The organism is Streptomyces sp. YKOK-I1, from assembly GCF_054660435.1.
Genome location: NZ_BAAGDR010000001.1, coordinates 2,258,857 through 2,278,464, shown reverse-complemented (window position 1 = coordinate 2,278,464; position 19,608 = coordinate 2,258,857). Strand labels below are relative to the sequence as shown.

The window sequence follows — 19,608 nt, the reverse complement described above, 5'->3', positions numbered from 1 at the left end:
GGCCCTGTCTAGTCCGTGTCGGCCGGGGGGCCGGGAACGTCCCCCCGCGCATGCGAAAGCTGATGCCGTACGACGCCGTCCTCGCCGCCGAGGCCACGGGCCGGCCCCTGGCAGCCCTGGACGATGCCGATGCCCAGCGCGACCAGCAGCGTCACGACCACGAAGACGAACAGCCGTTGGCGCAGCAGCCGTGGATTGGCGGGCCGGCGACCCGTTCCCGTGTTCCTCGGCCCCGGACGTCCGGCCCCGCTGCGCGGCGCCGGCCGACTGCCGCTGCCGACGGGACGACCGCCGCGCGAGGCGGGCGCGGGACGGCTCCCGGACCGCGAGGACGGGGCACCGCCGCCACCGCCGCGTGAGGCGCTGCCGCCCCGGGACGGAACTCCACCCCGGGAGGGAGCCGACCCCCGGGAGGGCACTCCACCCCGAGGCGGAGGAGTACCGCCGCCCCCGGTCCCGGATCCCTGCCCGGCGCCGTGGCCGTGGCCGGGTCCGGGTCCGTGGCCCTGTCCGTGCCCCGGCCCTTGTCCCGCGCCGGTCCCGGACGGGCCCGGCTGACGCAGGGTGCGCTCGGGGTAGCTGGAGTGGCTGAGCCGCCCGGTGGGCCGGTCCGCCTCCGCCGCCCTCGGCACGGGGGGACGGGCGTCGCCCATCCCCTGGGCCTCGCGGGCCGCGATCTCCTTCAGCCGCAGCGAGAGGTCGAGGGTGCTGGGCCGTTCCTCGGGGTCCTTGGCCAGGCAGGCCCGGATCAGCGGGGCCAGTGCGTCGGCCACGCCGTGCAGCTGGGGCTCCTCGTGCACCACGCGGTACAGCATCACCTCGGAACTGCCGTGCCCGAAGGGGGAGTCGGCCGTGGAGGCATAGGCGAGCGTCGCCCCGAGCGAGAACACGTCCGTGGCGGGGGTGACGGCGGCCCCCCGCACCTGCTCGGGCGCGAGGAAGCCGGGGGAGCCGACGGCCGTACCGACATGGGTGAGGGTCGAGGCCCCCGTCGCCCAGGCGATGCCGAAGTCGATGATCCGCGGCCCCTTGGGGGACAGCAGGATGTTGGACGGCTTGAGGTCCCGGTGGACGACCCCGGCCTCGTGGACGGCGACGAGCCCCTCCGACAGCGCGGCCCCGATCGCCGCAAGCTCGGCGGCGGCGACCGGCCCCTCGTCGTTGACCTTGTCGTGGAGGGAGGGCCCGGGAACGTACTGGGTGGCGAACCACGGCCGATCGGCGTCGAGATCCGCGGCGACCAGGCGGGCCGTGCAGCCGCCCCGGATCCGCCGGGCGGCGGACACCTCGCGCGCGAACCGCGAGCGGAACTCCTGGTCCTCGGCCAGATCGGGCCGGATCACCTTCAGGGCGACGCGCTGCCCCTTCTTGTCGGAGCCCAGGTAGACGACGCCCATCCCGCCCGCGCCGAGCCGTCGGTGAAGCCTGAACGAGCCGACGACGCGCGGGTCCTCGCGCCTCAGGCGCATCATCGCCATGTTCATCCCCGCTGCCCGGTCCGTGTGACGTGGCACAGCTTACGTTTCCACGGCCGTTCGCGCGCAGAGGCCGCGCCCTCCGGTCCCGATCGATTGTCCGTGCCGGGCGGGAGACGTGAGGAGTGGTCAGAGAGCCTGGGAACAGACGCCTCTTGGCCGGCCTGTGACCTCAACCACGCGTCACGGAAGGGGGATTGGATCAGCGAAGGGCGACCGGTGGGAGAGGGTCCCGGACGCCTGTGACGCGACGCGCGCCGACGGGGGAACGGTCGGCCGGGCAGGCCGCAGGGGGGAGACGGCGGTCCGTACAGGGGTGGCGGAAGTGAGCGAAGTCACGGGGGTCGGGGGAGAAAACGCCCCGCAGCGGGCACCCCCTCCGGGAAGACCCCGAGACGTGGGACCTCGTCTCCACCCAGGGGAGTACTTCCCAGGTCATGGCTCATCCTCCGGGAGGCCCGGCAATCGGTACGAGGGCATGACGTGCTCCGTGCGCCACGCGCCTAGATTTGACTTCAAGCGGCGGGTGCAGCACTCGTCCCCCGAGGTCAGACACCCGCCGCTGCCAAGACAACCAAGACGGTCAGGAGAGGGACCATGGCCCACACGGCACCGCGCACGCAGTTCCGCACCCGCACCCGCCGCACGGGCCGTCGCCACCCCTTGGTGGCGACCCTGATGGCCCTTCCTCTGGCGGCCCTGCTCCTCCTCGTCTTCGACGGCTGGGAGACGGTGGCCACACAGGCGTCGTCCGTGGGTGTGATGCTGGGGCGCTGAGCGGCGACCCCAGGCCCGGAAGAGCGGTCCGGGCGGGGACATCCATCCATGAAACCCCGTGGGGACGGGGGTGCGGCGGACGGCAAAAAATGCCGGCGCAGCTGGGGAGCTGCGCCGGCATTGCTTTGCCCGGACACCGCCGGGGAACCACAAGGGACCCACCGGCGCCACCGGCGACCCCGCCGGATGCGCCCGGTGACTACCCTCACCACGAAGCCCCGTACCGCTCAGGGAGCCCCGTGACCGCCACCCCCTTGCTCGCCGCCCTCACCACCCGGGCCAGGGCCACGGCGCATCCGCGCTCCCCGCACCCCCACCGCTGCCCCTGTCCCGCGGGCACCCTCGCCGACCGCCCCGACGCCACCGTCGTACGCCACGCGGACACCGTCGCGAAGGCCCACGCCCCCACCACGCTCCCGGCCGACCTCGCCCCGCGCCTGGCCACCGCCGCCCGCCTTCCGGACCTCCTCCTCCCACCGCTCACCCCGGCCCCCGTCTCCCTGCACGGCCGCCTCGTCACCTTCTGGCCCTACGGCACCCCCGTGGACCCCGACGATCCCGACTCCGCCCCCTGGGAGGAGGCCGCCACCCTCCTGGCCCGCCTCCATCGCACCCCCGCCGCACCCGGCCTCCCGCCGATGCGGGGCCCGGTCAAGGCCGCCCAGGCCGTGGCCCGACTCCGGGCGGCCGCCCCGCCCGCCGCCACCCTCACCCCCGTCCTCCGCGCCTGGTCCGTCCTCCCCGCCTGGGCCCGCGCCGAAGCCCCCCTGCCCGACACCGCCACCCTCTGCCACGGCGACCTCCACCTCGGCCAACTGGTCCGCCATCCCGCCCCCGACGGCCCCTGGCGCCTCATCGACGTGGACGACCTCGGCGGGGGAGCCCCCGCCTGGGACCTCGCCCGCCCGGCCGCCTGGTACGCCTGTGGTCTGCTGCCGCCCGAGGAGTGGACCCGTTTCCTGGACGCCTACCGCGCGGCCGGCGGCCCGGCGGTCCCGCCGGCCGGCGACCCCTGGCCCGCGCTCGACGTCCCCGCCCGCGCCCTCACCGTCCAGACCGCCGCCCGCGCGGTGACGAAGGCCGCCGCCGAGGACCGGCCGCTGGACGAGATCGAGCAGTCGCTCGTGGACGCGTGTGCCCGAATGGGTTCGGTACCTCCGCAGTTGCCGTGAAGCTCCACGAAGTAGGGTGCAACCGACCGCAGCCGGACAGAGTCTGTCCTGGCGGTACGCGAAACAGGACCGACCGGCGAGGAGTTGAGCCGAATCATGCAGTGCCCGAAGTGTCACGGACAGATGCAGACATACAACCGCAATGGTGTCCAGATCGAACAGTGCGCCAACTGTCGGGGGATCTTCCTCGACTACGGCGAGCTGGAGGCGCTGACCCGTCTGGAGTCCCAGTGGACCCAGCCGGCGCCCCCGCCGCCGGCCCCGCAGGCGTACCCGCCCGCGCCCCCCGCCCCGGCCTGGGGTGCCCCGCACGGCGGCCACGGCGGTCATGGCGGCGGGCACTACGGCGGCCACCACCGCCACAAGAGCTTCGGCCACATGCTGTTCTCCAGCTGAGCCGGACGCCCGCGCCCCGCACACGACGAAGCCCCCGGCCGTACGGGACGGCCGGGGGCTTGTCGGTGTGTGGACGATACTGGGATTGAACCAGTGACCTCTTCCGTGTCAGGGAAGCGCTCTCCCGCTGAGCTAATCGTCCTCGGGACCGCGACCACTCCGAGGAGCGGATCACGAACACTGCGTGCGCGATACTGGGATTGAACCAGTGACCTCTTCCGTGTCAGGGAAGCGCTCTCCCGCTGAGCTAATCGCGCGGGACGGATCCAGGGCCTCACGGCGAAGATCCAGTGGACGATACTGGGATTGAACCAGTGACCTCTTCCGTGTCAGGGAAGCGCTCTCCCGCTGAGCTAATCGTCCTTGGAGGTGGAGACGGGATTTGAACCCGTGTAGACGGCTTTGCAGGCCGTTGCCTCGCCTCTCGGCCACTCCACCAGGAGTGTAGGGGACCGGGAGTCCCCACTTTCCTTCGAGCGGACGACGAGGCTCGAACTCGCGACCTCAACCTTGGCAAGGTTGCGCTCTACCAACTGAGCTACGTCCGCTTGTCGGTTCCGTTCCGCTCTCGCGGCCCGGCGACGAGTTGAACTCTAGCGGATTCCTGGGCCAGTACAAAAACGCGTTTGTGCAGCGTGCGCCCCTGCGGCCCCGCCCGGACCCGTGCCGGACACGTCCCGGTCGGCCCGGGGTCGCACCCCCGACCTGCCCGGGGTCGTACTGCGGACCTGCTCAGGGCCGTGCCGGGGGCATCCCCGAACCGCCCCGCCGGCACCCGACCTAGACTCGACACCGTGCACGACCTCTCTCCTCTCGCCCGCTTCGGCGGCCGTGTCGCCACCGGCCTCCTGGACGTCACCGACGACCCCGCCGCCCTCGACTCCACCGGTTTCTGGGCGGTCTGCGCGGACTTCGAGGGCCGTGTGGTCTGCGCCCGCTTCGCCGACGTGAGGGACGAGCCGGTGCCGGCGCCCGTGCGGGGGGAGTGGCGCGGGCCCGCCGCGGACGACTGGACGTCGTCGCTCGACCGCGCCGCGTACACCGCGGGGGTGCGCCGCATACGGGAGCACATCGCGGCCGGCGAGGTCTACCAGGCGAACCTCTGCCGCGTGCTCACGGCCTCCGTCGCGCCCGGCGCCGATGTCGACGCCCTGACCGCGCTGCTGGCCCGGGGCAACCCGGCACCCTTTGCAGGAACGATCCGCCTCCCGGGTCACGGCGTGGAGATCGCCACCGCGTCCCCCGAACTCTTCCTCCGCCGCGACGGACGCGTCGTCGAGTCCGGCCCCATCAAGGGCACCGGCCGTACCGAGGCCGACCTCCTCGACAAGGACTACGCCGAGAACGTGATGATCGTGGATCTCGTCCGCAACGACATCGGGCGCGTCTGCGCCACCGGCAGCGTGTCCGTCCCCGATCTGTGCGCGGTCGAGAAGCACCCCGGGCTGGTCCACCTCGTCTCCACGGTCCGCGGCGAACTGCGCGACGGCGAAGGCTGGCCCCAACTCCTCGACGCCGCCTTCCCGCCCGGCTCGGTCACCGGCGCACCCAAGTCCAGTGCGCTGCGGATCATCGAGGCGCTGGAGACGGCACCGCGCGGACCGTACTGCGGCGGCATCGGCTGGGTGGACGCCGACCGCGGCACCGCCGAGCTGGCCGTCGGCATCCGCACCTTCTGGATCGACCGCGCCTCCGACGGCACGGCCGTGCTGCGCTTCGGCACCGGCGCCGGGATCACCTGGGGCTCCGACCCCGAGGCGGAATGGCGGGAGACCGAACTGAAGGCGGCGCGCCTGCTCGCGGTAGCGTCGGGCACGTACGAGGTGAGGGAAGGGACCCTGAGGTGAAGATCTGGCTCGACGGCGCTCTGCAGGACAGCGCGGCCGCCCGCGTCTCCGTCTTCGACCACGGACTGACCGTGGGCGACGGCATCTTCGAGACCGTGAAGGCGACGGACGGGCGCCCGTTCGCACTGACCCGCCACCTCGACCGGCTGACCCGCTCCGCGCGCGGCCTCGGCCTGCCGGACCCCGACCACGACGAGATCCGCGCCGCCTGCGCCGCCGTCCTCGAGGCGAACCCGATGCCGCTCGGCCGGCTGCGCCTCACCTACACCGCGGGCCACGGCCCCCTCGGCTCCGACCGAGGCGACCAGGGCCCCACCCTGCTCGTCGCCCTCGTCGAGACGACCCGTCGCCCCGACTCCACCGCCGTGATCACGGTCCCCTGGACCCGCAACGAGCGCGGCGCGCTGACCGGCCTCAAGACGACCTCCTACGCCGAGAACGTCGTCGCCCTGGCCCGCGCGCACGAGGCCGGCGCCTCGGAGGCCCTCTTCGCCAACACCGTCGGACAGCTCTGCGAGGGCACCGGCTCGAACGTCTTCGTCGTTTTGGACGGCGAGATCCACACCCCGCCGCTCGCCTCCGGCTGCCTCGCGGGCATCACCCGCCGGCTGACCGTGGAGTGGACCGGTGCCAAGGAGACCGACCTCCCGCTCGACGTGCTGGAGCGCGCCGACGAGGTCTTCCTCACCTCCACCACCCGCGACGTCCAGGCCGTCCACCGCGTCGACACCCGCGAACTCCCCGGCGCCCCGGGCCCGGTGACCGCCAAGGCGATGCGCATCTTCGACGAACGCGCCGGGGAGGACCTGGACCCGTAGGGGGTGGGCTGGACGGCTGCCGGGGAAGGCAGGACCCGGACCGTGCCGCCGCGGTCTCCGGCGAGCAAGCCGGGGAGGACCGTGGGCTGAACGTCCCTCGGGGAACGTGGCACGCGGGCCGGGACCGCGGCGGGTCTTCGGCGAGCGTGGCGGGGAGGACTTGGACGAGTGGAGGGTGGGCTGGGCGGCTGCCGGGGGAGCGTGGGACGCGGGCCGGGACCGCGGCGCATCTTCGACACCGCCGGGGAGGACCTGGATCCGTAGAGGGTGGGTTGGACGGCTGCAGGGGGAGCGTGGGCCGGGGCCGGGACCGCGCCGGGGGCGACCTGGACGCGTAGAGCGTGGGTCGGACGGCCGCCCGGAGCACGCGGGACGCGGGACGGGACCGCCGCCCGGAGAGCGTAGGGCGCGGCGGCCGGGATCGCCGCCGGAGAGCGCAGGGCGTGGGACGGGGCCGTCGCCGGGAGAAAACGAGCTGACTCCGGTCCCCGTGCACGGGTAGAAACCCCCTGATGACCACGACCCTGCGGCCGACCGAGCCGCTTCAGCGCGCTGCCGACGGAGCACTGTCCCGCCACTTCCGGGTGTGCGTGAACAGCCGCCCCGTCGGAGCGGTCCGGCTCTCCACCGATCCCGGCTTCGGGCTCGCCGTCGCCCACCTCGACGACCTGCACATCGAGGAGCCGGACCGGGGCCGGGGCCGGGGCGCGGTGGCCGCGCTCGCCGCCGAGGAGGTGGCCCGCGGCTGGGGCTGCCGGCAGATCGAGATCAGGGTGCCGGGCGACTCCGAGGCCGCACTGCGGCTCGCGACGGCCCTCGGATACGTCCACCGCAACCGCGGCATGGAGAAGCGGCTCGCCGCCGTGGCCCCCGAACTGCCGCCGGGCATTCGGGCCCGGCCCATGACGGAGGCCGAGTACGGCCCATGGGCCGAGCGCGGCACCGAGGAGTACGCACAGGACTGGATCGACCGGGGGGTGCCCGCCGAACCCGCCCGGACCAAGGCCCGCAGGGACTACGCCCGCTCACTGCCCCAGGGCCTCGCGACGGAGAACGTCCGGATCAGCGTCCTGGAGCACGAGGGCGTCCCCGTCGGCGACCTCTGGCTGGCCTTCACCGGCGACAAGGCGTTCGTCTACAACGTCGAGGCCTACGAGGAGCATCGCGGCCGGGGCCACGGCCGCTCCCTGATGCTGCTGGCCGAAGCCCAGACGCTCGCCGCGGACCGACCGGTGCTCGGCCTCAACGTCTTCGCGGGCAACACCCCCGCCGAGCGCCTCTACGAGTCACTGGGGTACGTGACCGTCGGCTACTCGATGTACAAGAACCTGCTCTGAGCCGTCGGCCCCCTCCCGCGGCTTCACGCGGTACCGGCCGCCAGCAGCCGGTCCGCGATCTCCTCGATGCGCTCCCGCAGCCCCTCCTGGCTCTTGCCGCCGTCGAGCCGCTCGCCGCCGATGACATAGGTCGGGGTGCCGGTGACACCGATCGCCTTGCCCTCGGCCTGGTCGGCGTCCACGATCAGGATGTGCCGGCCGTCGATCAGCGCCGTGTCGAACTCCTCGGCGTCCAGACCGAGTTCACCGGCGATCTCGACCAGGAAGGGTTCTCCCGCACGGTCCAGCTCCTCGACCCGCCCCAGCACGGCCTCGACGTACGCCCAGCCCTTGCCCTGTTCCAGGGCCTCCTCGGCGGCCTGGGCACCGGCGAAGGCGTGCTTGTGCTTCTCCAGCGGGAAGTGCCGCAGACGCAGCTCCAGCCGGTCGCCGTACCGCTCACGCAGGGCCCGCAGATCGCCCAGGGCGCTACGGCAGTCCGGGCACTGCAACTCGCACCAGACGTCCAGGACGACGGCGGGACGGACGGACGCGGGCTCGGACACGGAGGCCGGGGAGGAGTCGCTCATGCCGCCAGTCTCCCAGCCGGGGCCCGTCCGCCCCAATCCGGACCTCCGCCGTGCCGACCGGGACCCGCGGAGGAGCCGACCCGGAGATGTCCCTGATGTCCAGCTCGGAGCATGGCCCGGGAGGGGGCCGAAGGTGCACGATGGAAGGGACGAAGCGCCTGCGTGAGCGAGGTGTGGAGTCATGGTGTCCCTGCCCGAGTGAGCCTCGCCTGGAGGACCGGATGATTGCCGAGACCGTCTGTTCCGCCGTCGCCGTGGCCGGCCTGGGCATCGCGGCGGTCACGGCCTACCGCAAGCGTTTCCTGTCGGCCGCCCGCATCGCCGCCTACGCGCTCGTCCCGCTCGGCCTGGTGATGACCGGTGTCGTCGAGTGGCTCGCCGACACCGCCTTCAGTCCGACCGCCTGGGCCGGCTTCGCGGTGCTCGGCTGCGCCTGGGCCCTGTTCGCGACCACCCGCGCCGTGGAGCGCCGCCGTGGCGGCGGCCGCGGCACCCGGAAGGAACGCAAGGCGGCGGCCCGCGCCACCCGGCCCGACTCCGTGGCTCCCGGGGCCTCGGCCCCGTCCCTGGGCCCGGCAGCAGCCCGCCCGGCGTCGCGCCCCGCCGCCACCGAGGACTTCAGCGACATCGAGGCAATTCTGAAGAAGCACGGCATATGAAGCGCGGGTGCGTCTGAGATCGTCGAAACGACACAGTCGGCCCGTTGGCGCGCGGAAACGATCACGGCCTGAAACCGACGTCACGGAATACGGCGAACACCCGCTCAATCCGGGCGCGTTGATCGCGCGGGACGCCTGGCCTGCGTCATCATCAGCCCCGAGATGCTGGACACCAAACAAGGCGACCCCGCGCCGCCTCAGGACGAGCCCCGCGGGTGCCTCTTCGCCCTTTCCCAGCCACCGCTGATGATCTTCCTAGCGGTGATCGGGTGTCTTCTGCTCATTGCGTCGCTGCACGATCTGCTGCTGCTCTGAGCCGTACCCGCGGTCCCCGGCGCCACCCGCCGGGCCCGCGTCGGCACCGGGACACCCTGCAAGCAGGCCGCTCCTGCCCCCCAGGGCACGCCCCGTCCCGACCTGCACCTGCCCGTCTCTGGCTGGCACTCCCTGGAAGCGCCCGCGCTCAACCGCGAGGTCGCAGCCCCGCGGTGCCCGCCCCCAAGCGTGGGCCCGTGGCCCGCACCCAGTGGCCCCGAGCCGTATCCGTCGGATAGCCCGTAGCCAGTGGCCCGTAGCCGGAGCCGTCGGATTCAGACCCCGCCTCGCCCCGCCCCGTCTCCGCCCCGCCTCGCCCCGCCCCGGTCCTGACCGGTGTGCTCAGCCCGCCGCTTCCTTGCGGCGGGCTCGGTAGGCGGCCACGTGGAGGCGGTTGCCGCAGGTGCGGCTGTCGCAGTAGCGGCGGGAGCGGTTGCGGGAGAGGTCGACGAAGGCGCGTCGGCAGTCGGGGGCCTCACAGCGCCGCAGCCGTTCCTGTTCCCCGGCCACTACGAAGAACGCCAGCGCCATACCGCAGTCGGCCGCGAGATGATCGGCGATCGACGCGCCCGGCGCGAAGTAGTGGACATGCCAGTCGTAGCCGTCGTGATCCGTGAGCCGGGGCGTGGTGCCCGCGGCGGCGACCAGCTCATTGATCAGTCCGGCGGCCGTCCGGGCGTCCCGGGCAGCGAAGATCCCGGCGAACCGCCCCCGGATCTTGCGCACCGCGGAGAGGTCGAACTCGGACAGCACACCGACGTCACTGATGGCGTGCTTGCGTACGAACTCCGCGAGGGTGGCGACATCCGGCAGCGCGTCCGGGGTGGTCTCGTCCTCCGGCGCGGTGTTCACCAGATCCACCACGGCATCAAGCGCACACCGGGTGTCGTGGGTGATCAGCACGTTTCGCTCCCTGGCCTGGGGGTCGGGCGGGCGCCCGCCGATGCTGGCCGATGGTAGCCGCCCCGAGCGCGGAAGCCACGGGGCTCCCGCCCCGGACCGCCCGCCCGGAGGGCCGGGACTGCCGCCCGAGCTGCCGGTGACCGCCTCCGGGGGCGACCGGGGCGCTGCCCCTGGGGACCGCGCGCGAGCGAGCCCAGGACGGCCCCGCACGCGCCGACGCCGCTCCACGATGGACCGTGGCGCGGCGTCGGCGTGTTCCCTGTGCGATTGTTTTCAGCCCGAGCCGTCTCCCCGAGTGGACGGCGCCGGGCAGCTCGGTATGAGCCCCGCCCTAGCTTTCCGCCAGGATGTGCGAGAGCTCTTGGTCGAGATCGAAGTGCCGGTGTTCCGTGCCGGGAGGCACGGCCGCGTCCGTCCGCTTCAGGAAGGACTCCAGGGCCCGCGCCGGGGCCTCGAGCAGGGCCTCGCCCTCGGGAGAACTGAGGGCGATGCAAACGACGCCCTGACCGTGGCTGCGGGACGGCCAGACACGGACGTCGCCGGTGCCGGTCGGCCGGTGCAGGCCTTCGGCGAGGAGGTCGCGGGCGAACACCCACTCGACGGTTTCCTCGGCTCCGGTGTGGAAGGTGGCGTGCACGGCGTAGGGGTCGGCCGTGTCGTACCGCAGGCCTGCGGGGACAGGCAGGGAGGACTCGCTCGACACAACGAGGCGCAGGTGCAGCTCGCAGCTGACCGTGGTGTTCATAAGCGCCAGGGCCTTTCGCTCAGTGTGCGCTCGGGGATTCGCACGTCGGCGAAATCGACATGCCACCTACGGTGCCGTTGTAAACCCCTCTGAGTGTTTTGCGTGTCTTTACGTAACTCTTCCGGCCGAGAGCCTGTTCGCGAAGTACCACCATTCCGGTGACTGGAATCTCTCGGGTAGGGTCTGGCTGTATGAATACGGGGAGTAACGAGCCTGGCGAGGTAGCCATGGCGGCGAACGGAGCGAAGACGGGCGGGGCGGAGGAGGAGCCTCAGGACCAGGGGCTCGGCTCCCGGGCGCCCGAGTTCGTCAAGGCGCGCCGCGTGCTGCATCTGAGCTGGCAGGTCGGTGTCTTCGTGATCGGCCTGGCCGTCGTCGTGGCCGGAATCATCATGCTTCCGCTGCCCGGCCCCGGCTGGATCGTGATCTTCGGCGGTATGGCGATCTGGGCGACCGAGTTCGTCTGGGCCCAGCTGGTACTGCGCTGGACCAAGCGCAAGGTCACCGAGGCCACCGCGCGCGCCCTGGACCCCAAGGTGCGCCGCCGCAACATCATCCTCACCTCGATCGGCCTGGTGGTCATCGGCGTGCTCATGGGGATCTACGTGTGGAAGTTCGGCTTCGAGATGCCCTGGAACATCAAGGACCAGTGAGCGGCCGCGAGGGCGGGTGAGCCGGGCCGTCGTGGTCACAGGCACCGCCTGACATGGGGTAATGTTCTTCCTGCGTCCGGGCGATTAGCTCAGTGGGAGAGCGCTTCGTTCACACCGAAGAGGTCACTGGTTCGAACCCAGTATCGCCCACCCCGGACCGGTGGCCCGTCTGCGACAGTGCAGACGGGCCACCGTCGTTTCCGCCACGCGGACACCCCAGGCACATCCCGGCCGCCCCCTGCCTCTGGCCTCGCGAGACCGGCCCTCCGGCTCACAGCGACACGCGTCGGACCACGAGCCCCGGGCCCACCGGATCCCGTATGCCGGCGCGGATCCCCTACGCAGGCGCCTGGCGCGCAGGCCGGCGTGTGTCATCGGCCCGAGCCGTCACCTCCGCGGGCCGAGCCAAGTCAAGTCAGGCAGATCAGGTCGGACCAGGTGTCGTGGCCCAGGCCGCCGGTTCCCCGGCCAAGCCGCGCCGCGCACGTCGGGCCGTGTGCCACGGGCCCGTACCGCCTGCTCCGTGCGTCAGACCGTGCGGCGCCGCCAAGTCGAACGACGCAGCTCAGCCCACGTGCGGCGAGCCGGACCGCCGGCCTCGCGGCCTCCGGCGCCCATCTCGCCCCCGCCTCGGTCGACCCAAGGTTCCCGCAGCCCGCCCCCACCCCCATACGGGCCCGGTCAGGCCAACACCGGGCACTCCGGCGATCGCCCGGCGCCCTTCCGGGGCTGCGGTGAAGAGGCGGGACATGGGGGTGACGGGGCTACAGGTGGGGCCTTTGTTTGCGGCGGCACACCGCACGCGCCACCCACACCGCACGCGCCACCCACGCCACTCGCAAACCACACGCATCCCCCGCCCCACCCCGCCCTCGTGACCGTACGCAGTCACCCGCCCACCCCGCTTCCGCCTCCGCCCCGGCCCCGCGGCACTCCCGCCCCCTCCCCGTCACCACCTCCTCAAGCCCCAAGGATCATCCCCAGGCCTCTCCATCACCTCCGGGCGCCACCCCCACCGACCCGCCCCTCCGCCCCCTCACCCCTGTCCCATCCGCTCGCCTTCCTTCACGCCGCCCGCCGCCCCGACCCCCACTCACGCCCCACTCCCACCCCGGCGGATTTCCGTCGCTCGCCCCACCCGCCTCACCCCCACCCCCGGTCCGGTATCCCGAACGCGCCCCCCTCACCTGCAACTTCCTTGCACCAGAGGTGACTTGACTCACCATCGGTCCCCGTCGCGGCCTCGCATCCGGCTAAGAAATTCCTGTCCGAATCATTGACGCTCCCTCAACCCCCTCGTACCTTTTGCCAGCAAGCGCTTTCTTGAAACGATTCATGCAGCGGCGACGATGCCGCGGGGAGGGCCCGACTGTGGGAACCAGCAGGAATGTTGAGAGGCGAACGATCCTGAAGGCGGCCGGGGCGACTGCGGCAACGCTGGGGCTTGCCGCGACGACCGGGTGCGGTGGGGGCAGCGGCAGTTCCGGGGACGGGACGGTGACGCTGCGTTACGCGTGGTGGGGTGGCGAGCCGCGTGCCATCGCCATCAAGAAGACGATCGCACTCTTCGAGAAGAAGTACCCGAAGATCAAGATCAAGCCTGAATTCACCGACTACCTGGCGTTCTGGGAGAAGTTCCAGACCCAGGCCTCCGGTGGAAATCCGCCGGACGTTTTTCAGAATGCGGTCGGTTTCCTGCGCAAGTACGACAAGCGCGGCGTTCTCATGGATCTCAAGTCCCAGGCGGACGCCGGGAACCTGAGCCTGGACAACTTCCGCAACGGTGTTCTGGCGAACGGTCAGGTCGACGGCAAGCAGCTCGGCATTCCCGTCGGCGCCAACACCATGGCGCTCGTCATCGACCTCAACGCCTTCAAGAAGGCCGGGGTGGAGGCGAAGTTCGGCTGGACCTGGGACGAGTACTTCGACGCGCTCCAGACCATCCAGGACAAGCTGAAGATCGCCGGTGACACGGGTTACTTCAGCATCATGTACCTCTACGACCTGTATCTGCGTCAGAACGGCAAGGCGTTCTTCACCGACTCCGCTCTCGGCTTCACCGAGGACGATCTGACGCAGTGGTGGGAGGACGGCTACAAGCGGACGAAGTCCGGGCTCGTCGCCGACCCGAAGAAGATCGAGCAGGTCAGCCCCAAGTCGGGTCTCTCGGCCGGGCTCGCCGCCGCCGAGTTCACCTGGGACAACTTCTCCATCCGCTACGAGGGTGAGGGCGAGTCGGACTACGGGCTCGCGCCGATCCCCACCACCGACGGCAAGGACACCGGCCAGTACCTCGGCTCGCTGATGCTCAGCGGCTTCTCCGGGACCAAGCACCCCAAGGAGGTCGCCCAGTTCATCGACTTCATGGTCCACGACCCCGAGGTCGGCAAGATCATGGGCTACGACCGCGGCATCCTCTCCACCACCGAGCAGTACGACGCCTTCGTCCCCACCGACGACAACAACAAGGGCGTCAAGGCGTACGAGGAGGAGGTCTCCGCGGCCGGGGTGCTGGGGAAGATCACCCCGCATCCGTCCGGCGCCGATGTGGTCGAGTCGGCCTTCCTGCGCATCGGCGGTGAGGTCGCCCAGGGCAAGACCAAGCCGGCCGACGCCGCGAAGGCGCTGTTCAGCGAGGCCAAGGCCGCGTTCGCGGGCTGAGGGGACGTACCACCATGACGCTCGTCAAGGAAGCGCCCGCGCGCCCGGCCGGGAAACGGTCCGCCGTTCCCGCCGCCGGGCGGCGCGGGCGGCGCCGCGAGAACCTCGCCGGCTATCTCTTCATGTCGCCGTGGATCGCGGGATTCCTGCTGCTCACGGCGGGGCCGATGATCGCGTCGCTGTACTACGCGTTCACCAGCTACAACCTGTTCACGCCCCCCAAGTGGGTCGGGCTCGACAACTTCACGACGATGTTCCAGGACCCGCGCTGGCAGAAGTCGGTCGAGGTCACCCTGAAGTACGTCGTCGTGGCCACCCCGCTGAAGCTGCTGCTGGCGCTCGGTGTGGCGCTGCTGCTCGCGCAGAAGCGGCGGGGGCAGGGCCTGTACCGGGCCGCGTTCTACATGCCCTCGCTCATCGGCGCCAGCGTCTCCGTCGGCTTCGTCTGGCGGGCGCTGTTCTCGGACGACGCGATCGTGGACCGTACGCAGAAGATCTTCGGTCTCGACGTGGGCGGCTGGATCGGCAACCCGGACTACGTCCTCTACGCCCTGGTGGCCCTGAGCATCTGGCAGTTCGGCGCGCCGATGGTCATCTTCCTGGCCGGTCTCAAGCAGGTCCCGCAGGAGCTGTACGAGGCGGCCGAGATGGACGGGGCCGGCCCCTTCCGGCGGTTCTGGAACATCACGCTGCCGATGATCTCCCCGGTGCTGTTCTTCAACGTGCTGCTGGAGTCCATCCACGCGTTCCAGGTGTTCGGCTCCGCGTACGTCGTCTCCGACACCCGGTGCGGGCCCGCCGACGCCACCCTCGTCTACACCTGTTACCTCTACCAGAAGGGCTTCAAGGAGGCCCAGATGGGCTTCGCCTCCGCGATGGCCTGGACGCTGGTGGTCGCGGTGGCGCTCGTCACGGCGGTGCTGTTCTGGTCGCAGAAGAAGTGGGTGCACTACGAGGAGGCCGCCAAGTGACCACCGCCACCAGCCCTGTCGCGCGCACCGCGAACCAGCGGCGGCGCGGCGGCTCGATCGCCTGGCACGTGGGCGCGCTCGCCGTCCTCGCGGTCGTCCTGTACCCCGTGATCTGGGTGGTCGGCGCCTCGTTCAAGCCGAGCAAGGACATCATCGCCAGCATCGACCTGCTGCCCACCAAGCCGGTCTGGGCGAACTTCTCCGGCCTCGCCGACGGCATCTCCGGCATCTCCGTCAGCAGTTTCTTCATGAACTCGCTGATGTACGCCGTCCTCGCCGTGGTCGGTGTGGTGCTGTCCAGCTCGCTGACCGCGTACGCCTTCGCCAAGATCCGGTTCGCCGGGCGGAACCTGCTGTTCACGCTGATGATCGGCACACTGCTGCTGCCGTACCACGTCCTGCTCATCCCGCAGTACGTGCTGTTCCGCAAGCTGGAGCTGATCGACACGCTCGTGCCGCTCGTGGCGGGCAAGTTCCTGGCCGTGGAGGCGTTCTTCGTCTTCCTGATGGTGCAGTTCATGCGCGGGCTGCCGCGCGAGCTGGACGAGGCCGCCCGGCTCGACGGCTGCGGACACCTGAGGATCTACTGGTCCATCGTGCTGCCGCTGTGCCGCCCCGCCCTCATCACCAGCGCCATCTTCACCTTCATCAACGCGTGGAACGACTTCATGGGGCCGTTGATCTACCTCAACACCCCGTCCAAGTACACCGTTTCGCTCGGTCTGATGATGTTCCGCGACCAGGAGGGCATCTCCGACTACGGCAGCATGATCGCGATGTCGCTGGTCGCCCTGGTGCCGGTCATCGCCTTCTTCATGGCCTTCCAGCGCTATCTCATCGACGGTATGGCGACGTCCGGACTGAAGTGAGGCGATTCCCATGGCCCCGGTGCGTGTGAAGGCCCGCAGGCCGTCCTTCCTCGGGGGCGAGCGGTTCGCCCTCTTCGCCGAATGTCTGCTCACCGGCGTGTGGATGGCGGTGGCCTCGCTCGGGGTCGTCACGTGTCCCGCCGCCTTCGCCGCCGGGGCCCGGCACCTTCGGCGTCGTACCCGCCACGAGGGCGGTGGCCTGCGGGAGTTCGTCGAGGACTTCCGCATGGCTCTCCGCGGTGGCTGGGTCGTCGGGCTCCTCTGCCTGGTGGCGGCCGCCGCGGTGTGGGTGGACGTCCTGGCCGCGCGGGCCGGGCTCCCCGGCGGGCCGTTCGTCGGAGCCGTCGGAGTGTTCGCGCTGATCGGGCTGGTCGTGTCCCTGCTGCGGGCGGCGGTCGTCTGGACGCCGGGCACGGCCTGGCCGGCGCTGCTCGCGGACGCCGGGCGCCGGACCGTGCTCGATCCCGCCGGTTCCTTCCTGATCGTCGGCGGGCTGGGTGTCGTAGCCGTGTCCGCCTGGTTCGTCGCGCCGCTCGCGATCCCTGTCCTGGGGGTGGTCGCGGCGGCGGCCCTCGCCGTCGAGGAGCGTCACCGGCACCGCTGACGAGCGGTACCCCCTCTCCAGGTCGGCGCCCGGCGCCGCACCTTCCTCTGTCATGCCCCTGACCAGCTGACCCGTCAGACTCGGGAAAGGAAAGACGATGTCTCCCATCCCCCGCAGGTCCCTCCTCAAGGCGGCGGCCGTCGCCGGCGCCGCCGCCCAGTTCTCCTGGGCGCTCGGGACCAGGGACGCCGAGGCCGCGCCCCGGGCCGCGGCGGCCGACGCGGATCCGGTGACCCTGGACTGGCTGGAGGACGGCGGCCTCGGCGCCGCCCCCGGCTCCACGCTCGGCGTGCCCTGGCCGATGGGCGCCTTCGAAGAGGACCAGACCTTCGCCCTGACGGACGCCGACGGCAAGGACGTCCCCGTCCAGTCCTGGCCGATCGCGTACTGGCCGGACGGCTCCCTGAAGTGGACCGCGCACGCCGTCAGCCAGGGCTCCGGCAAGCTCACCCTCGCCGCCGGCGCCCCCGCCGCCCCCGACAAGAAGGTCACCGTCGACAGGAGCGGCGGCACGATCGACGTCTCCACCGGAGTCATCACGGTGCGGATCGGCAAGGACGGCGCCTCGATCGTCAAGTCCGTCCGGCGCGGCTCCACCGAGATCGCCAGGAACGGGCGGCTGGTCCTGATCCGCCAGCCCGAGATCGAGGACGAGGACCAGGGCACGGTCAGGACGGAACGCTTCGAGGGCGCCATCGGGGAGGTCACCGTCGAGCAGGACGGCCCGGTCCGCGCGGTCGTCCGCATCGACGGCAAGCACCGCAAGGGCAGCCGCAGCTGGCTGCCGTTCTCGATCCGCCTTTACTTCTACGCGGGCGCCGACTCCTTCCGCATGGTCCACACGATCACGTACGACGGCACCCAGGAGCCCGGCAAGGCCTCCGGCGACTTCATCCGAGGGCTCGGGGTCCGCTTCACCGTGCCGATGCGCGACGCGGCGTACGACCGCCACATCCGCATCGGCGGCGAGGGCACCGGTCTGCTGAGAGAGGCGGTCAAGGGCATCACCGGTCTGCGCCGCGACCCCGGCGCCGCCGTGCAGGCCGCCCAGTACGCGGGGGAGAAGCTGCCCGACCCGTCCACCTGGGACCAGCGCGTCACCACCCGTCTGCAGTACATCCCCGAGTGGGGCGACTACACCCTCTCGCAGCTCTCCGCCGACGGCTTCACCCTGCGCAAGCGCACCAAGAAGGGGCACGGCTGGATCGGCGCCGGCGGCGGCAGGCGGGCCTCCGGCTTCGGGTACGTCGGCGGGGTGAGCGGCGGATTCTCCTTCGGGCTCCGGGACTTCTGGGAGCGGCACCCCTCCCAGCTCGACATCCGCGACGCGCACACCGACGCCGCCGAGGTCACCCTCTGGCTCTGGTCCCCCGAGGCCCAGCCCATGGACCTGCGCTTCTACCACGACGGCATGGGCCAGGACACCTTCGCCGAGCAGCTCGAAGGCCTCAACATCACCTACGAGGACTACGAGCCGGAATTCGGCACCCCCTACGGGATCGCCCGTACCTCCGAACTGCTGTTCTGGGCCAACGAGTCGACGCCGACGCCCGCGAAGCTCGCCGAACAGGTCGAGGCCGTACGGGTGCTCCCGCAGCTCGCCGCCCCGCCGAAGCAGCTCATCAAGGCGAAGGTGTTCGGTCCCGGGCTGTACTCCGAGCCCGACCGCTCCACCCCCGCCAAGGCGAAGATCGAGGACCACCTCGACTTCCTCTTCACCTACTACAAGGACCAGGTGGAGCAGCGCCGCTGGTACGGCTTCTGGGACTACGGCGACATCATGCACACCTACGACACCGTCCGGCACCAATGGCGGTACGACATCGGCGGCTACGCCTGGGACAACTCCGAGCTGTCCCCGGACCTCTGGCTCTGGTTCGCCTATCTGCGCTCCGGCCGCGCCGACATCTTCCGCTTCGCCGAGGCGATGACCCGGCACACCGGCGAGGTCGACGTCTACCACATCGGCCAGTGGGCGGGCCTGGGCACCCGGCACGGCGTCCAGCACTACGCCGACAGCGCCAAGCAGCAGCGCATCGCCAACACCACCTACCGCCGCTACTACTACTTCCTCACGGCGGACGAACGCGTCGGCGACCTCATGCACGCCAACGTCGACTCCGACGAGACGTTCCTCGCCCTGGACCCGCTGCGCAAGATCCGCACCGAGCCGTACACCCCCGACCGGCACGCCCTGTCGATCGGCTTCGGCACCGACTGGAGCGGTCTGGTCTCGGCCTGGCTCACCGAATGGGAGCGCAAGGGCCCCAAGTGGGAGAAGGCCAGGGCGCGCGTGCTGTCCACGATGGAGACGATCGCCGCCCAGCCCAACGGCTTCGTCCAGGGCAGCGGTCTGTACGACCTCGACACCGGGAAGTTCGCCGTGGCCACCGCCCCGGTCGTCGGCGTCTCCCATCTGTCCGCCGTCTTCGGCCTCAACGAACTGTGCGCCGAGCTGATCCACCTGGTCGACATGCCGGCCTTCGACGCGGCCTACTTCGACTACTGCCGCTACTTCAACGCCACCAAGGCCGAGCAGGCGGCGCGCTACGGCTCCAACTTCGGCACCCTGCTGCTGTTCCAGGGCCACTCCCGGCTCGACGCGTACGCCGCCGTGCAGACCGGCGACGAGACGCTCGCCAAGCGGGCGTGGACGAAGTTCTACAGCTCCGACGGCTACACCGAGTCCTCGCCGTGGAAGACGGAGAAGGTGAGCGGCCCCGCCGCCCTGGTCGAGGGCAGCGAGGCCGCCTGGGTGTCCACCAACGACACCGCTCTCTACGGCCTCGCCGCCATCGAGAACCTGGCCCTCCTCGGCGACAAGATGCCGTAACCGG

18 protein-coding genes and 6 tRNA genes are annotated in these 19,608 nt (G+C 71.3%); 15 read left to right on the top strand and 9 right to left on the bottom strand.

What is annotated here, in order from left to right; all coding sequences use genetic code 11:
- Positions 1-8 precede the first annotated feature (8 nt).
- Positions 9-1,484 (bottom strand): serine/threonine-protein kinase, encoded by a 1,476-nt coding sequence (locus ACYQ8Q_RS09610; protein ID WP_460073227.1) that lies wholly within the window; start codon positions 1,482-1,484, stop codon positions 9-11.
- A 588-nt stretch (positions 1,485-2,072) separates the two neighbouring features.
- Between ACYQ8Q_RS09610 and ACYQ8Q_RS09605 the strand changes: the two genes are divergently transcribed.
- The 3 genes from ACYQ8Q_RS09605 to ACYQ8Q_RS09595 all read left to right on the top strand — a co-directional run bounded on the left by ACYQ8Q_RS09605 (position 2,073) and on the right by ACYQ8Q_RS09595 (position 3,820).
- On the top strand, positions 2,073-2,252 hold the full coding sequence (locus ACYQ8Q_RS09605) for a hypothetical protein (protein ID WP_358994867.1): 180 nt from the start codon (positions 2,073-2,075) through the stop codon (positions 2,250-2,252).
- Positions 2,253-2,491: 239 nt separating this feature from the next.
- Entirely contained in the window at positions 2,492-3,424 is a 933-nt protein-coding gene (locus tag ACYQ8Q_RS09600) for a phosphotransferase family protein (protein ID WP_460063581.1), read from the top strand.
- A 96-nt stretch (positions 3,425-3,520) separates the two neighbouring features.
- Positions 3,521-3,820 (top strand): TFIIB-type zinc ribbon-containing protein, encoded by a 300-nt coding sequence (locus ACYQ8Q_RS09595; protein WP_397806333.1) that lies wholly within the window; start codon positions 3,521-3,523, stop codon positions 3,818-3,820.
- Positions 3,821-3,890: 70 nt separating this feature from the next.
- Here ACYQ8Q_RS09595 and ACYQ8Q_RS09590 read toward each other — a convergent pair.
- The 5 genes from ACYQ8Q_RS09590 to ACYQ8Q_RS09570 all read right to left on the bottom strand — a co-directional run bounded on the left by ACYQ8Q_RS09590 (position 3,891) and on the right by ACYQ8Q_RS09570 (position 4,368).
- Positions 3,891-3,962 (bottom strand) — tRNA-Val (locus tag ACYQ8Q_RS09590).
- A 43-nt stretch (positions 3,963-4,005) separates the two neighbouring features.
- A tRNA-Val gene (locus tag ACYQ8Q_RS09585) sits at positions 4,006-4,077 on the bottom strand.
- A 34-nt stretch (positions 4,078-4,111) separates the two neighbouring features.
- Positions 4,112-4,183, bottom strand: a tRNA-Val gene (locus tag ACYQ8Q_RS09580).
- Position 4,184: 1 nt separating this feature from the next.
- Positions 4,185-4,258 (bottom strand) — tRNA-Cys (locus ACYQ8Q_RS09575).
- 37 nt (positions 4,259-4,295) lie between these two features.
- A tRNA-Gly gene (locus ACYQ8Q_RS09570) sits at positions 4,296-4,368 on the bottom strand.
- A 246-nt stretch (positions 4,369-4,614) separates the two neighbouring features.
- Here ACYQ8Q_RS09570 and ACYQ8Q_RS09565 point away from each other — a divergent pair.
- The 3 genes from ACYQ8Q_RS09565 to ACYQ8Q_RS09555 all read left to right on the top strand — a co-directional run bounded on the left by ACYQ8Q_RS09565 (position 4,615) and on the right by ACYQ8Q_RS09555 (position 7,822).
- Positions 4,615-5,667, top strand: coding sequence for a chorismate-binding protein (locus tag ACYQ8Q_RS09565; RefSeq protein ID WP_460063578.1), 1,053 nt, complete (start codon positions 4,615-4,617; stop codon positions 5,665-5,667).
- On the top strand, positions 5,664-6,485 hold the full coding sequence (locus tag ACYQ8Q_RS09560) for an aminotransferase class IV (protein WP_460063575.1): 822 nt from the start codon (positions 5,664-5,666) through the stop codon (positions 6,483-6,485). The genes ACYQ8Q_RS09565 and ACYQ8Q_RS09560 overlap by 4 nt, the downstream gene beginning before the upstream one ends.
- Positions 6,486-6,997: 512 nt before the next feature.
- Positions 6,998-7,822 carry a GNAT family N-acetyltransferase gene (locus ACYQ8Q_RS09555; RefSeq protein WP_460063573.1) on the top strand — a complete coding sequence of 275 codons (825 nt, stop codon included), beginning with the start codon at positions 6,998-7,000 and terminating at the stop codon, positions 7,820-7,822.
- Between the two features lie 23 nt (positions 7,823-7,845).
- Here the strand turns inward: ACYQ8Q_RS09555 and ACYQ8Q_RS09550 are convergent, their stop codons facing one another.
- Positions 7,846-8,391 (bottom strand): DsbA family protein, encoded by a 546-nt coding sequence (locus ACYQ8Q_RS09550; RefSeq protein ID WP_460063571.1) that lies wholly within the window; start codon positions 8,389-8,391, stop codon positions 7,846-7,848.
- Between the two features lie 221 nt (positions 8,392-8,612).
- Here ACYQ8Q_RS09550 and ACYQ8Q_RS09545 point away from each other — a divergent pair, with 221 nt between their 5' ends.
- Both ACYQ8Q_RS09545 and ACYQ8Q_RS09540 read left to right on the top strand, forming a co-directional pair.
- Positions 8,613-9,050: a hypothetical protein gene (locus tag ACYQ8Q_RS09545; protein ID WP_460063570.1), complete on the top strand. Its 438-nt coding sequence runs from the start codon at positions 8,613-8,615 to the stop codon at positions 9,048-9,050.
- Positions 9,051-9,212: 162 nt separating this feature from the next.
- Positions 9,213-9,365 (top strand): hypothetical protein, encoded by a 153-nt coding sequence (locus ACYQ8Q_RS09540; RefSeq protein ID WP_358994843.1) that lies wholly within the window; start codon positions 9,213-9,215, stop codon positions 9,363-9,365.
- A gap of 342 nt (positions 9,366-9,707) precedes the next feature.
- Here the strand turns inward: ACYQ8Q_RS09540 and ACYQ8Q_RS09535 are convergent, their stop codons facing one another.
- Entirely contained in the window at positions 9,708-10,268 is a 561-nt protein-coding gene (locus tag ACYQ8Q_RS09535; RefSeq protein WP_460063569.1) for a CGNR zinc finger domain-containing protein, read from the bottom strand.
- A gap of 331 nt (positions 10,269-10,599) precedes the next feature.
- Entirely contained in the window at positions 10,600-11,013 is a 414-nt protein-coding gene (locus tag ACYQ8Q_RS09530; protein WP_004002642.1) for an SsgA family sporulation/cell division regulator, read from the bottom strand.
- A gap of 191 nt (positions 11,014-11,204) precedes the next feature.
- On the opposite strand from ACYQ8Q_RS09530, the gene ACYQ8Q_RS09525 reads away from it, so the two are divergent.
- The 7 genes from ACYQ8Q_RS09525 to ACYQ8Q_RS09495 all read left to right on the top strand — a co-directional run bounded on the left by ACYQ8Q_RS09525 (position 11,205) and on the right by ACYQ8Q_RS09495 (position 19,604).
- Positions 11,205-11,666, top strand: a complete 462-nt coding sequence (locus ACYQ8Q_RS09525) for a TIGR02611 family protein (protein ID WP_460063568.1) — start codon at positions 11,205-11,207, stop codon at positions 11,664-11,666.
- A gap of 78 nt (positions 11,667-11,744) precedes the next feature.
- Positions 11,745-11,816: transfer RNA gene (locus ACYQ8Q_RS09520), tRNA-Val, on the top strand.
- Positions 11,817-13,037: 1,221 nt separating this feature from the next.
- The gene (locus ACYQ8Q_RS09515) at positions 13,038-14,327 is read left to right on the top strand and encodes an ABC transporter substrate-binding protein (RefSeq protein ID WP_460063566.1); all 1,290 of its coding nucleotides are present in this window, start codon (positions 13,038-13,040) and stop codon (positions 14,325-14,327) included.
- 14 nt (positions 14,328-14,341) lie between these two features.
- Positions 14,342-15,298 carry a carbohydrate ABC transporter permease gene (locus ACYQ8Q_RS09510; protein ID WP_460063565.1) on the top strand — a complete coding sequence of 319 codons (957 nt, stop codon included), beginning with the start codon at positions 14,342-14,344 and terminating at the stop codon, positions 15,296-15,298.
- Positions 15,295-16,167: a carbohydrate ABC transporter permease gene (locus ACYQ8Q_RS09505; protein WP_460063564.1), complete on the top strand. Its 873-nt coding sequence runs from the start codon at positions 15,295-15,297 to the stop codon at positions 16,165-16,167. The genes ACYQ8Q_RS09510 and ACYQ8Q_RS09505 overlap by 4 nt, the downstream gene beginning before the upstream one ends.
- Positions 16,168-16,177: 10 nt before the next feature.
- The gene (locus ACYQ8Q_RS09500) at positions 16,178-16,771 is read left to right on the top strand and encodes a hypothetical protein (RefSeq protein WP_460063563.1); all 594 of its coding nucleotides are present in this window, start codon (positions 16,178-16,180) and stop codon (positions 16,769-16,771) included.
- Between the two features lie 97 nt (positions 16,772-16,868).
- The gene (locus tag ACYQ8Q_RS09495) at positions 16,869-19,604 is read left to right on the top strand and encodes an exo-rhamnogalacturonan lyase family protein (protein WP_460063560.1); all 2,736 of its coding nucleotides are present in this window, start codon (positions 16,869-16,871) and stop codon (positions 19,602-19,604) included.
- The last annotated feature ends 4 nt before the right edge of the window (positions 19,605-19,608 follow it).